The sequence below is a fragment of the Shewanella sp. 125m-7 genome (genome assembly GCF_052977045.1).
In genome coordinates, this window is the sequence record NZ_JBRILQ010000011.1 from 67,593 (window position 1) to 79,258 (window position 11,666).

Here is an 11,666-nt window from a genome sequence, read left to right on the forward strand (position 1 = left end):
CTAATGTAATCAGTGTATTTGTGGCTTGATAGCCAAAAGATCGCATTTTAACTGATCGACGATGACGGATGAGGTGTGACCTTTAAGCTCGCTGATTAAACCATGATGCTCGCCAGCGCCAATGACTAATAGATTAACGTTACATTGGTGGGCTACGGCGGGGATAATATGATCGGCCAACCCTTGCTCTAGGTGAAGCTGATCCTTAGTGAGATGATAGTTTTTTGCATTACTGAGTAAGCGCGCCCAGTGCTGTTTTTTTTGCTCGTCTTCTGTTAACTGGTGTTTTTTCTTCGCAACTGACATGTTCCAGTTTTCGTTTTGATAGCAGTTGAGTATGTGGATGTCGCTATCTAAAAGTGATGCGAGTTGCTGGGTTACATCGAGTAAACACTGATTTAAATTGCTGTGTTCAATATCAGAGTTTGCCGTTTCTAGTGCGGTGAGAATATGACCATTTTTCTGCCATATTTTATTACCCACTATCATGACCGCCTGTTCGCAATCTCTTAATAGATGATCTTCACAACTGGGAATGAACTCGCTGGTAATCGGGTTATGGTGTTTGTTATTGACCACGATTAAATCGTAATGACCGATTTGTGCTTCGTTTAATATTGCGACATGGTCTTTGAGATTCTTAATGCCTTTTATCTCAACGTCAACGCCGAGTCGTTGATATTTAGTCAATAGTTTTTTGACAAATAGCATAGGGTCGAGTGCGCTCTTCGGGATGAGTCCTAGGCGACTCAGTATATTGTTATAAGGTCTTTCTATTTTTAGTACTGTGACTTTTGCTTGGGTTTTTTTAGCCAGTTGTAATGCCTTATTTAGTGCACATTGTGCCAGTGAATCATTATCTATTACCGTTAGTGTGTGGTGGTACGCAATCATGGGCAAGTACTCCATTAGCCTTACATTCCCTTGCTGTCAAACGCTTATCCATAATCTTGTAAATTTAGCTCATAACCCCGTAAACACTAGGGTTTGCTAATACTAAATCACGCTTAAAGCGGCGTTTGTAAGTGCATTCCGGTCTACAGAATTTTAAGCCGTTGATTTAGCTATTTTCGTGGGGTTGCGTTTTTCATATGTTAATAAAATTTACGAACAGAAAGTGCTTATGATTCTTATTAACAATCCTTAACCTGACATTAACTTGCTTCGGTATTAAGGTTTTGTTGCCTACAAGGAAGGCGTATAGCTGGATATATACCCAAGCTACTTCAAGATGCTCGTTTCAGCGAGAATTTATTGGCTGCTAATCAAGGCGCAGATTTGTAAGCATAGTCGCTCTACGTTAAAAATCGGCAACGCAGAGTAGAAGCCAATAAAACTCGCCCTTCGGGAGTGACTCAGCGTATCTACTTCTGTGTCAAATAAGTTTAAAAGGGAATGCCATTCCAGCACTCATTTTCCTTGAATTAAACACGCTGAGATCACTCTGAATCCTGCACCTTGAGGTAACTTGGGTATAACAGGGTTAAACATAACAAAACGCTTACCAACTATTGCTAAGAAGAGCAAAATGTTTGCACTAGCCGCTGAAGTACTATTTTGGGTTGTTTGGGACTTTGTCCTGTCTTTTGTGTTCTATTTCACCGGAGCGTTAGTACTCTACTTGTTCAGCTGTGGAAGAATTAACTATCCGCTTTCTCCGGCAAGATTTCTATCTCGGCCAAAAATAACCGGTGGCTCAGAAACGGATAAACCTTTTCTGGTGGGATTCGCTTTTTATATCGGAGTATTGGCACTCGCTATCTGGGTGGCTTGAGTTATTGAAGCTGTCACTTTAGCCCTGTCGTTACCATCTAAGTTTACATTCATGGCGCTGAGCAGTAGCTTAGGTTAGAGATTGGCTTTGTATATTGGCTATGGATGGTAACAAATCATGATGACAAAACGTCAAACGATATTAATCACAGGTGCCAGTTCTGGGCTGGGGCGAGGCATGGCAATTGAGTTTGCCAAGATGGGTCGAGACTTGGCTTTATGTGCACGTCGAGTTGATCGCTTAGAAACCCTAAAACAGGAGCTATTGCAGATAAATCCGAGCATTAAGGTTTCGATTAAAGCGCTTGATGTTAATCAGCATCAAGATGTATTTGAGGTGTTCAATCAATTTAAGTCAGAGTTTGGCCTGCTAGACAGAATCATCCTCAATGCAGGTATGGGGAAGGGCGCTGCAATTGGTACCGGGTACTTCGACGCTAATAAGCAAACGGCAGAAACAAACTTTGTGGCTTTACTTGCCCAAGCTGAAGCGGCCATGGGCATCTTTCGTCAACAAAATGCGGGTCACCTAGTTACCATCTCTTCGGTTAGCGCTGTGCGTGGTTTTAGGCGAGCGATGACGGTTTATGCGGCGACAAAAGCTGCTGTCACGTCGTTAACTGAGGGGATTCGGATCGATGTGATGCATACGCCAATTAAGGTCAGTTGTATTCATCCAGGCTTTATCCGCAGTGAAATAAATGAGCACGTCGAAAACGTCCCTTTTATTGTCGATACTCACGTTGGTTGCAAAGCAATGGTCAGTGCTATCGAGGCTGAAAAGCCTAATAGCTTTGTACCAAGCTGGCCTTGGGCGTTGCTGCACTGGTTACTGCGGATTATTCCAAGTCGCTGGATAAGAAAAATGAGTTGATCAGGCTCATCGACTTACAGTTTGTGGTCATAGGTAAAGTGCTTTAGGTATCACAGCCTTTATCCATAGCGGCTAATTCCCTGCCGATATTATTCATAACGATTACGCAGTGTCGGAATGTCAGTGAGATATTCAACAAACTCCACTTCATAGCCATCAGGGTCGATAAAGTACACATTACGTCGATAGAGATCATCGGCTCCAGATTTATCGACCGGATGCCCAATCGCTTTGAGGCGTTCAATCACTCCATCGAGATCGTCAGTAACATATGCAAAGTGGGCCAAGCCAACTTGATGTCCGCTTAAGTTGCGGTTGTCTTCATTACCATCATCGTTAAAGGTTAGGTATTGATAGTCGTCCCCAAAGTGCACCCAGTTGCGCTCTACGCTATGCCAGCTCGACTTTCCGCCGCCCCGCACTTGCCAGTGTGGAAATATAGCTTGGTAAAACTCCAATGTCTTTGGGATATCTCTGACCACTAAATTTAAGTGCTCTAAACGCATCATAATTGACTCCTTGTGTTGATATTTTATATTGGCTTTTAGTTACATGCCGTAACTGTATTCTTGTTGCTTAGGGTAAGGTGCGTTGCAATGATTTAAACGCACCGCTTTCAAGGCTTCGCTGTATTGAGTAAGCATATGCAAACTGTAGTCGATACGTTCGCGTAAATGTAATTCTCGCTCATTATCTGGAGTGGTGCTATTGAGTACATCTTCTACATTACGAATGATTAAATGATCAGGCGTTGCCACCAGTTTGTTGTTCTTCAACGCATTCATTCTTAACTCCGCAATTGGGTAGGCACCGCTTATTCCGCTGACAACGGCAACCAGTAATGCTGGTTTATGCGCCGTGTCTTGGTTGTCACACATCAACAAAAAGTTCTTCATCAAAGGTGAAGCCATGCCGCCCCACTCTGGGGTGATTAACACTAAGGCATCGGCTTTCTTTACTTGCTGAGAAATTAAAGGCCAGCGACTGCCAGCGGCGAACTTTGTATCGACAGCGCCATCCCAAAAAGGTAACTGATATTGGCAAAGCTCTATGTGATTGACTCGGCTAAATTCCCCCGCTTGCTGACTAAGGTAGCGGGCAACTTTTGCACTTTGTGACGGCGTTCTCTGGCTGGCACTAACAATGACTAATTCCATTTAAGTAAACCTTTTTGTTTATTTAAGTTTTAAGTAAAGTAATCGCTTTACAAAATAAAGTAAACAAAAAAGTTTACTTAACTTTCTATTCAGTAATAATGGCAGCTAGTAACGGCTCGGTAGCAATCGTTAGTCATTGAGCTTCGCAGTAGGGGATAGAATGAAAACCAGCGATAAAATTCTGCAGATGTTGAAAACCCAGGGGCAATTGACCGCGAAGGTGATCGCCACTGAACTTGGGCTCACGACGATGGGCGTGCGTCAGCATTTACAGGCTCTTGAAGAGAACCGAGACGTTGTTTTTGAAGATAGAAAAGCGACTCGTGGCAGACCTACGCGTTATTGGGCATTAACCCCTAAGAGCAATAGCCACTTTTCCGATAGACATGAAGAACTCACGGTGCAGCTAATAGATTCAGTGAAAACTATCTTTGGCGATCAAGGCTTAGAGCAATTGATCGCCCATCGAGAGCAAATGTCGCTGGCACTGTATCAAACAACACTCGCTGCGAGTTCAGATTTAGAGTCAAAATTGCAGGCCTTAGCTAAATTAAGAACCGACGAAGGTTATATGGCGACCCTTGAGCATAGTGACGGCTGTTATTGGCTGCTTGAGAATCACTGCCCCATTTGCGCTGCGGCATCGGCCTGTCTTAATTTTTGTCGCTCTGAATTGCAGCTATTTCAGACCTTACTGCACGATGACGCCATAGTGAGTAGAGAAGAGCACATCATTGAGGGCGCACGTCGCTGCGCCTATAAAGTGGTGCCAGCCACCGCTGTTAAGTAGGGCTTTATGGAATCGAAACGCGCACGGCTAGATAGGTTTATTAGCGTCAAAACAGGAATTAATAAAAAACATGTTAGGTTGCTGCTGGCTAAAGGCCAAGTGCTGGTAGATGGTCAGGTGGCACGAGATATCGATTTGATTATCGATGAGTTCTCACATGTGTGTCTTGATGGTCAGGTACTGCAGGCAAGTCAGCCAAGTTATGTCATGCTATATAAGCCTGTAGGTGTGGTCAGCGCGACTGTTGATGATAAGCATAAAACGGTGATTGATCTGCTGGACAGAGAAGATAAACACAGCTTGCACATTGTTGGCCGCTTAGATCTCAATACCTCTGGTTTACTGCTGCTGACTAATGATGGCCGCTGGTCTAAAAAGCTGATGTCACCTGAACATAAGGTTGGCAAACTGTACCGAGTGACCCTGCAAAATCCTATCGATGAATCTTATATCGCTGGCTTCGCGAATGGGATGTACTTTGAATTTGAAGGTATCACCACTCAACCGGCTAAGCTTGAGATAGTCGATGAGCATACTGCATTAGTAACTCTGGTTGAGGGGCGTTATCATCAAATTAAACGTATGTTTGGTCGTTTTCGAAACCCCGTTATCGGTTTGCATCGACTATCTGTTGGCGCCATCGTGCTTGACTCGCAATTAGCAGCAGGTGAAAGCAGAGACCTATCAATTACCGAAATTCAGATCGCTTAATAAGCCCTGTACAACAGCTATTCACAGCAGTCATTCACGGCTTTGAGCTTAAGCATTTTTATGCTCAATGTATTACTGGAGCAGTGCTCTGAATACTGTCACTTATACCGTTGAGGCAACGGTATAAGGCTAATGAAAGGTCGAGCGGCTGGGCACATTTAGCTAAAATGTGCCAAACATCCTAACCCAAGGGCCCTTTTTGTCAAAAAGAAGGCCATTTTTTTAGTTTGTGAGCTGGTGCAATTTTTCAGCACTTTTCCTCTATGAATTTCATCAGTTGCTAATGTGCTAAAGTCGAATAAGTGGGTTTGACGTCTAATTTGAGGTGTTTTTCGTGATCAATGTCTCGCTCTTGTTTTGCCCCCACGCTAACGCGCTTATTCTGTTGCTAACATATTGATTAATTACAAATATGCTTTGTTTATTTCTATTCCCTTGGTTTCCCCTACCTCAGTGAGCCGATTTGCTCGTCCCTATCGCTTCGACTAGAATGCGCGCGCTCAAATTAACTTAATTTCATATTCGCATTTAGCGATGCGCATATATTTATTGACTACTTCCTGTAGGGGAACTTAATGTCGACACAACTAGCTAACCCAGCTCCACTAGGCCTAATGGGCTTTGGTATGACTACTGTTTTACTGAACATCCATAACGCAGGCTTCTTCCCAATAGATTCAATGATCCTCGCGATGGGGATCTTCTATGGCGGTATCGCTCAAGTTATCGTTGGTATCATGTGCTTTAAGCGTGGTGATACTTTCGGTACAACAGCATTTACATCATATGGTCTATTTTGGTTAACTTTGGTTGGCTTAATCGTTATGCCTAAAATGGGCCTAGCAGAAGCAAGCCCAGCTAGCTTTATGGGTTGGTACTTAGGCCTATGGGGTCTGTTCACGGCAGCACTTTTTGTGGGCTCACTACGTTACCCACGTGCTAAGCAAGTTGTTTTTGCATCATTAACGATTTTGTTCTTCCTACTAGCGGCACGCGATTTCACGGGTAGTGAGTTAATCGGCACTATCGCTGGCTACGAAGGTATCTTCTGTGGTTTAAGCGCGATTTACTTTGCTATGGCACAAGTATTAAATGCTGAGTTTGGCCGCGTTATTTTACCTGTTGGTCCAGTTGCAGTTGCTGCATATGAGCCTGCTGCAGAAAAGCAAGCCGCTTAAGTTACCCATTATCATCTATCTCCGATAATGTGAAATTTAAAGCGAAAAAAAAGCTGACCGAAGTCAGCTTTTTTTGTCTCTGCTTTTTATTTCATACTTAGTAACAGTACATTGCTTAACGCTGCTGAAGCTTAAACAACCACTTACCGTAAAGGTAAATACCAATCGCTGAGATGCTACCGATTGCGGCAATGATATACCAAGCCATACCTATATCATGGGTGTTATATAAAAGCGTTGTCAGTGCTTGTGCACTCTCGCCGGTGTAGCTAACCAAAGTTGTAAAAGCTTCACCCTGTGGGATCGCGCTAATATCTGCAGCGCTCATGCCACGTTCGGCCAATAGTTCGCGGGAAAAAACCTCCTTCGATGCATACATCTCGTAGAGCTTAGGACCAAAGTAACCTTCAAGCGTCCAGCCAATACCCTGCGGTAACATAACAAAGCCTAAGTACATGGCTTTTTTACCTTCCGGTGCAATGTTACCCATAAACTCGTTTTTCTTTGGGCTGATCATCATTTCACCGAATGAGAACATCGCAATCGCAAGCACAATCATCCATGCCGCGTTGGTAGCGCCAATCAATACGAACGCCAAAATACTCAACAAGCAGCCAGCGAGCATAGCTGTAGTGATACGGTATTTAGCGGTTAAAGCAGCGACCAAGAAACAGCTGGTCATGATCATGCCGGCATTTAGGTTTAGCATGCCCTCTGGCATCACCTTAGTTCCGGTATTATCAAGCCCTAGCCAGAATTGGAAGAAGCCATTAGAGGTCCCTTCTGGACCAAATAGCGAGGTCACAATTACACTGGTATCGACCCACTCAGAAATGTGAATAGGTAGAACATCGAACAGTGAGTTAAACAGGAACCAGAAACCCGCAAATACCAACATATAGTAGATAACGATAGGCTTTTTTAGCTCGTGTAAAGCATCGCGCCAGAGCGCTTCTTGCTTAATCTCACCCGATTTAATTTTACGGTTACGTTCTAAACGCTCTTCTTTTCCGGGCTCTTTATAAGCAAATAAGAACAGGAAGTTAAACGAGATGATTGCAGCGCAGGCATAAAATACGTTATCCCAAGATAGCTGACGCATATGCACAGCAACCAGTGGGCCGAGGAAGCCACCAATATTAACGACCTGATAGAATATACCCCATGCCATCGAGGTGTTTTGTCTACCCGTGGATAAGACTAATGTGCCTTGGATCCCAGGCTTAAATATACCAGTACCGGCAGCAAGCAAGATGGCACCAAATAAGAAACCATAAAAGCTTGGGAAAAACGCCATGACTAAGTAGCCAGCAATTTTGATGAGGGTGGAAGCAAAAATCGTTTCTTTATAGCCGACACGGTCCGAAATCCCGCCAGTAAAGACAGGTACAAAGGTCTGCATAAATGCCCACAGAGCAATAATGACACCATAATCACTGAGGCTAATGCCTAAGCCACCTTCTGATACTGGGGCTTTGGCGTAGAGGCCAGCACTGGCTTTAACGCCGTAATAGGCGATTCGCTCAACGAGCTCCATGCCGCCGACAATCCAGAAAATGTAACTTAAGCTGGCAATAGAGGCCCACATACCCAGCTGCTTAACTTCCCTTAGGTCGTTATCTGCATAAGCATCGTTCGAATCACTCATAGCTATCCCTTCAAATGTTTTAATTATTTAATCGTTATTATGTATATATTCTTAATTGTGTTGGTTTTGGGTTTGTAGAGCGTGTGAATCTTTGCCAAAACGCTGCGAGCTTGTAATTGCATGCGACACTTTACCTAATTTGGTTGCAAACACCAATGCGTTATTGTTGTGAGGCGTAACTGATGTTTTAAACACTAGTGCGTTTTTGTGAGGGAAACACACTCGTATGGGAGTAATGCTGGTAAGTTAAGCCCAAACCAGATTCAAAACAAAAAACATAGAACCCAGCACAAACTGGGCTCTATGCGTTAAAAGCGATAAACCACGAAGCGCTCACTTCGTTTGCGACACAGAGGACACGAAGAAAAGAAAAATATCGGGGTGGCTTTTTTGCGTGCTCTTTGTGTCCTTCGTGGTCAATTCTTATCTTTCGAAGTCATCAAATTTTCTTTGAGTCACTTCCTTAAGTGATCAGCATTACTCCTAAGGGGGCATAAATATTAATTGTTAGCTGAGTAATCGGGCAAAGAGTGGGGCGCTTAATACCATCGCAATCCCTGTAAATATCATGGTCAGGCTTGCAATAACCCCTTCTTGACGGCCTAATTCACTGGCCTTAGCGGCGCCGGCTCCGTGGGCGGAAGCACCTAATGCGACGCCTTTAGCAACCGAGCTGCGAATGTTAGCGACTTTAAATAAAGGCTCACAAATGAGCATGCCCATGATGCCTGTCAGTAGCACTAGCATAGCGGTGAGTTCAGGCACACCACCAAAGGCACCAGTGGCTTCGATAGCAAAGGGGGTTGAGACTGAGCGTACCATTAGACTATGAGATAACTCGGCTGGCATGTTAGTTAAGCGAGCGACTAGCCAGGAGGACCCCAAGCCTAATAATAAACCGGTCACAACACCTAAACTTAAGGTCAGTGGATACTGCTTAATTAACTGACGTTCGCGGTAAATAGGTAGTGCAAAGGCGATAGTTGCAGGAGCAAGCAGCGCCGCTAACCAGTGGGTATAGCTGAAGTAATCGTTAACACTAATGTTTAAACTTATTACCACCAACAAAATAACGATAGGGGCGATAATAATGGGCGCACACCAGACTTTACGTTGACGGCGGTAGAGGGCTTTACTGGCGTAATAACCCGCCAATGTTAAGACCAAGCAAAATACTCCTATAGCAGAATGATTCACGCAGCCTTCCTTTTCTCATGGGGTAAATCGACAGGGTGTAGCGGTATGACTTGCGCTTTTGAAGAGGCTAAGTGTTTTTTTAAGTGCTGTTTGCGCTCAAATTTAAATAATCTATCGACGGTAAATGCGGTGCCCAAAAGCACGCAAGTGCTGGCGACTAGCATTGAGCTAATAAGCACTAAGCCATAATGTTCAAGCAAAGCTTCATACTTAATAACAGCAACTACCGGGGGAATGAAAAACAGCAGCAGGTCGCCTATAAGCCACGAGGCTCCCATGTTGACACTTTTTTCTGGCACCAGCTTACTGGCCAGTAGCAGCAATAAAATACCTAAACCAATTACGCTGCCGGGAATAGGGGAGTTAATTTTCTGTGCTAATACTTGGCAGGCCCAGGCCAATAAACACAAAGCAACGATTTGTGCGATCATCTGTGAGGCGCCTAAAGCGATATGCTTAACATTTTTATGACGGGGCTTGGCAAAAGTTGCCATGGTGAATTCCAAACTAGGGCTTTGAGGATTGATGCTTAGTTTACGCTTGCTTAATTGATAGAAAAAATGAATATTAAGAATGGAATCTATCAATTTAGGTTATCTAAATGGATCTTAAAACCCTGCACTATTTTACGCAAGTCGTCGATTCTGGTGGGTTTGCGAAAGCAAGCCGTACTGCATTTTTGACTCAACCCGCACTTTCAAAGGCAATAAGAGTGCTTGAGGAAGAGCTGGATATGGTGCTGTTAGAGCGTGGTAAGCGGGGCACACAAATTAAGCTAACCGCGGCAGGTGAAGTCGTTTATCGGCATGCGCAGCTATTACTCGCTGGTCGGCAATCGTTGCTCAGTGAGCTTGATTCGCTACGTAATTTAACGGGTGGTAGTTTGAAGCTCGGTCTAGCTCCGCTGGGGAGTGCTGAACTATTTGCCCCCGTTATCGCAAAATTTAGGCTGCAATATCCTAAAGTCGATATGCAGTTACTGGTGCGAGGTGGTATAGAGCAAACACTAGCACTTCAAAAAGGTGAAATTGAGCTGGCAACCGGGATCATTGAATTTGACGGCGAGTTTGATGGACTAAGGATCCGTAACGATCCTATGGTTGTTGTCATCCCGAAAACCCATGCGTTAGCGGATAAACAACAACTGCAGCTAAAAGATTTACAGTCTCTGGCACAAGTGATGTTTGAACCTGAATATGCACTTTATGAATTGATTTTAAATGCTTGTGATAAATCTGGTTTTGTACCAGCCGAGATCACTCGTGTCAGCCATGCTGACTTTGGTATTGCGTTGGTGGCGGCGGGAACCGGAATTATGCTGCTACCGCAAATTATTGCAGAGCGCTATCGGGTCGACGCGGTAGTGAATGTCCCGCTAGCGGCTCAAGATCTAAGGTGGGAGTTATCACTTTTTTGGCGTAAGCAGCAAAACTTGTCTTTTGCTGCGAAGGCGATGATAGAACTGGTTAAGCAGCAGCTAGAGCAGACGGCGATGTTGAAATAACTATTTGCAGAATAAGTAGAATGTAGCAAATATCGGTACTAACCCCGTTCGAACCCGCCAATGTTTGCACTGGAAAACAAAAAGCCTAGTTCATTAGAGACTAGGCTTTGCGCGTTTATAGGCGAGTCAGTAGCCGAGGTTACTTAGCAAGCATATAGCGAGTGACAGTCTTTCTAAAAATAAGCGACTAATACCAGGCTGCTAATACTCGCTAGATCACGACTTAGTGACGACCCACAGAGCGTGTAATAAACCAGGAACGAAGAAAAGCAGGCAGAGAATAATGTTGATTAATAAGTCTTTACCCGCACCGTTTTTTAAAAATACTGCCAATGGCGGCAATAAAATCGCGATAATGATGAGTAACAGCTTGTTGGTATCCATGATGTCATTCCCTTATTTGAGTATCAATTCTTTACTTTTCGGCATGTTGCAAGGCGAACTATTGCGTTCTTAGTAAAGGTATAGCTTAAACTTAATATAGTTTTCAGCTGAAGTAAAATGCTCGAGCATTGTCTATGTCGTGCTTGTTTATTAGTTGAAAATGATTCAAGTTTTTGAGCATGAAAATGACTCAGTCTTAGGGGGAAGTAAAGTTTAGGTTAGCCATATTCTTGCTCTAACAACTTAGTACAATGGCAGCTTTACAGCTGCTGCTCACTAAAGTGAGTCACGCTAAAGACCTCTACTTTCATCTCTGCTGACCAATAGTCTCTACTCCAACCGCCTTTTACTTTTAGCGCCTCAATAAATTCTTTTGGGGTGGATAATTGCTGCCAAACTTGAGGCAGCTTTACAGCTGCTGCTCACTAAAGTGAGTCACGCTAAAGACCT

General features: G+C 43.9%; 14 protein-coding genes. 6 read left to right on the top strand and 8 right to left on the bottom strand.

Features of this window, described 5'->3' with window-relative positions; all coding sequences use genetic code 11:
• Nucleotides 1-9: 9 nt before the first annotated feature.
• Nucleotides 10-894, bottom strand: coding sequence for a universal stress protein (locus ACVBIL_RS07490; RefSeq protein ID WP_447166353.1), 885 nt, complete (start codon nucleotides 892-894; stop codon nucleotides 10-12).
• 634 nt (nucleotides 895-1,528) lie between these two features.
• Here ACVBIL_RS07490 and ACVBIL_RS07495 point away from each other — a divergent pair.
• Nucleotides 1,529-1,774 (top strand): hypothetical protein, encoded by a 246-nt coding sequence (locus ACVBIL_RS07495; RefSeq protein ID WP_447166354.1) that lies wholly within the window; start codon nucleotides 1,529-1,531, stop codon nucleotides 1,772-1,774.
• A 120-nt stretch (nucleotides 1,775-1,894) separates the two neighbouring features.
• Nucleotides 1,895-2,647, top strand: coding sequence for an SDR family oxidoreductase (locus tag ACVBIL_RS07500; protein ID WP_447166387.1), 753 nt, complete (start codon nucleotides 1,895-1,897; stop codon nucleotides 2,645-2,647).
• 89 nt (nucleotides 2,648-2,736) lie between these two features.
• On the opposite strand, the gene ACVBIL_RS07505 is transcribed toward ACVBIL_RS07500, so the two are convergent.
• Nucleotides 2,737-3,156, bottom strand: a complete 420-nt coding sequence (locus tag ACVBIL_RS07505; RefSeq protein ID WP_447166355.1) for a VOC family protein — start codon at nucleotides 3,154-3,156, stop codon at nucleotides 2,737-2,739.
• A gap of 39 nt (nucleotides 3,157-3,195) precedes the next feature.
• On the bottom strand, nucleotides 3,196-3,804 hold the full coding sequence (locus ACVBIL_RS07510; RefSeq protein ID WP_447166356.1) for an NADPH-dependent FMN reductase: 609 nt from the start codon (nucleotides 3,802-3,804) through the stop codon (nucleotides 3,196-3,198).
• 160 nt (nucleotides 3,805-3,964) lie between these two features.
• On the opposite strand from ACVBIL_RS07510, the gene ACVBIL_RS07515 reads away from it, so the two are divergent.
• The 3 genes from ACVBIL_RS07515 to ACVBIL_RS07525 all read left to right on the top strand — a co-directional run bounded on the left by ACVBIL_RS07515 (nucleotide 3,965) and on the right by ACVBIL_RS07525 (nucleotide 6,483).
• A complete protein-coding gene (locus tag ACVBIL_RS07515) occupies nucleotides 3,965-4,594 on the top strand; it encodes a helix-turn-helix transcriptional regulator (protein ID WP_447166357.1) in 630 nt (209 codons plus the stop codon).
• 6 nt (nucleotides 4,595-4,600) lie between these two features.
• Complete coding sequence (locus ACVBIL_RS07520) at nucleotides 4,601-5,305, top strand: pseudouridine synthase (RefSeq protein ID WP_447166358.1); 705 nt, start codon at nucleotides 4,601-4,603, stop codon at nucleotides 5,303-5,305.
• Nucleotides 5,306-5,880: 575 nt separating this feature from the next.
• A complete protein-coding gene (locus tag ACVBIL_RS07525) occupies nucleotides 5,881-6,483 on the top strand; it encodes an acetate uptake transporter (protein ID WP_447160285.1) in 603 nt (200 codons plus the stop codon).
• A gap of 115 nt (nucleotides 6,484-6,598) precedes the next feature.
• On the opposite strand, the gene ACVBIL_RS07530 is transcribed toward ACVBIL_RS07525, so the two are convergent.
• The 3 genes from ACVBIL_RS07530 to ACVBIL_RS07540 all read right to left on the bottom strand — a co-directional run bounded on the left by ACVBIL_RS07530 (nucleotide 6,599) and on the right by ACVBIL_RS07540 (nucleotide 9,822).
• Complete coding sequence (locus ACVBIL_RS07530; RefSeq protein ID WP_447160286.1) at nucleotides 6,599-8,131, bottom strand: MFS transporter; 1,533 nt, start codon at nucleotides 8,129-8,131, stop codon at nucleotides 6,599-6,601.
• Between the two features lie 507 nt (nucleotides 8,132-8,638).
• Complete coding sequence (locus ACVBIL_RS07535; RefSeq protein ID WP_447166359.1) at nucleotides 8,639-9,328, bottom strand: LrgB family protein; 690 nt, start codon at nucleotides 9,326-9,328, stop codon at nucleotides 8,639-8,641.
• Nucleotides 9,325-9,822, bottom strand: coding sequence for a CidA/LrgA family protein (locus ACVBIL_RS07540; protein WP_447166360.1), 498 nt, complete (start codon nucleotides 9,820-9,822; stop codon nucleotides 9,325-9,327). Before ACVBIL_RS07540 ends, ACVBIL_RS07535 begins: the two co-directional genes overlap by 4 nt.
• Before the next feature lie 107 nt (nucleotides 9,823-9,929).
• On the opposite strand from ACVBIL_RS07540, the gene ACVBIL_RS07545 reads away from it, so the two are divergent.
• Nucleotides 9,930-10,832 carry a LysR substrate-binding domain-containing protein gene (locus tag ACVBIL_RS07545; RefSeq protein WP_447166361.1) on the top strand — a complete coding sequence of 301 codons (903 nt, stop codon included), beginning with the start codon at nucleotides 9,930-9,932 and terminating at the stop codon, nucleotides 10,830-10,832.
• A gap of 216 nt (nucleotides 10,833-11,048) precedes the next feature.
• Here the strand turns inward: ACVBIL_RS07545 and ACVBIL_RS07550 are convergent, their stop codons facing one another.
• Together ACVBIL_RS07550 and ACVBIL_RS07555 are read right to left on the bottom strand one after the other, a co-directional pair.
• Nucleotides 11,049-11,216: a YqaE/Pmp3 family membrane protein gene (locus tag ACVBIL_RS07550; protein WP_447160290.1), complete on the bottom strand. Its 168-nt coding sequence runs from the start codon at nucleotides 11,214-11,216 to the stop codon at nucleotides 11,049-11,051.
• Nucleotides 11,217-11,476: 260 nt separating this feature from the next.
• The gene (locus tag ACVBIL_RS07555) at nucleotides 11,477-11,623 is read right to left on the bottom strand and encodes a hypothetical protein (protein ID WP_447166388.1); all 147 of its coding nucleotides are present in this window, start codon (nucleotides 11,621-11,623) and stop codon (nucleotides 11,477-11,479) included.
• Nucleotides 11,624-11,666: the final 43 nt, after the last annotated feature.

What these genes read in the sequence shown, in the direction of transcription:
- ACVBIL_RS07490 (WP_447166353.1), bottom strand. Translation starts at nt 894, where the DNA reads ATGATTGCGTACCACCACACACTAACGGTAATAGATAATGATTCACTG.
- ACVBIL_RS07495 (WP_447166354.1), top strand. Translation starts at nt 1,529, where the DNA reads ATGTTTGCACTAGCCGCTGAAGTACTATTTTGGGTTGTTTGGGACTTT.
- ACVBIL_RS07500 (WP_447166387.1), top strand. Translation starts at nt 1,895, where the DNA reads ATGACAAAACGTCAAACGATATTAATCACAGGTGCCAGTTCTGGGCTG.
- ACVBIL_RS07505 (WP_447166355.1), bottom strand. Translation starts at nt 3,156, where the DNA reads ATGATGCGTTTAGAGCACTTAAATTTAGTGGTCAGAGATATCCCAAAG.
- ACVBIL_RS07510 (WP_447166356.1), bottom strand. Translation starts at nt 3,804, where the DNA reads ATGGAATTAGTCATTGTTAGTGCCAGCCAGAGAACGCCGTCACAAAGT.
- ACVBIL_RS07515 (WP_447166357.1), top strand. Translation starts at nt 3,965, where the DNA reads ATGAAAACCAGCGATAAAATTCTGCAGATGTTGAAAACCCAGGGGCAA.
- ACVBIL_RS07520 (WP_447166358.1), top strand. Translation starts at nt 4,601, where the DNA reads ATGGAATCGAAACGCGCACGGCTAGATAGGTTTATTAGCGTCAAAACA.
- ACVBIL_RS07525 (WP_447160285.1), top strand. Translation starts at nt 5,881, where the DNA reads ATGTCGACACAACTAGCTAACCCAGCTCCACTAGGCCTAATGGGCTTT.
- ACVBIL_RS07530 (WP_447160286.1), bottom strand. Translation starts at nt 8,131, where the DNA reads ATGAGTGATTCGAACGATGCTTATGCAGATAACGACCTAAGGGAAGTT.
- ACVBIL_RS07540 (WP_447166360.1), bottom strand. Translation starts at nt 9,822, where the DNA reads ATGGCAACTTTTGCCAAGCCCCGTCATAAAAATGTTAAGCATATCGCT.
- ACVBIL_RS07545 (WP_447166361.1), top strand. Translation starts at nt 9,930, where the DNA reads ATGGATCTTAAAACCCTGCACTATTTTACGCAAGTCGTCGATTCTGGT.
- ACVBIL_RS07550 (WP_447160290.1), bottom strand. Translation starts at nt 11,216, where the DNA reads ATGGATACCAACAAGCTGTTACTCATCATTATCGCGATTTTATTGCCG.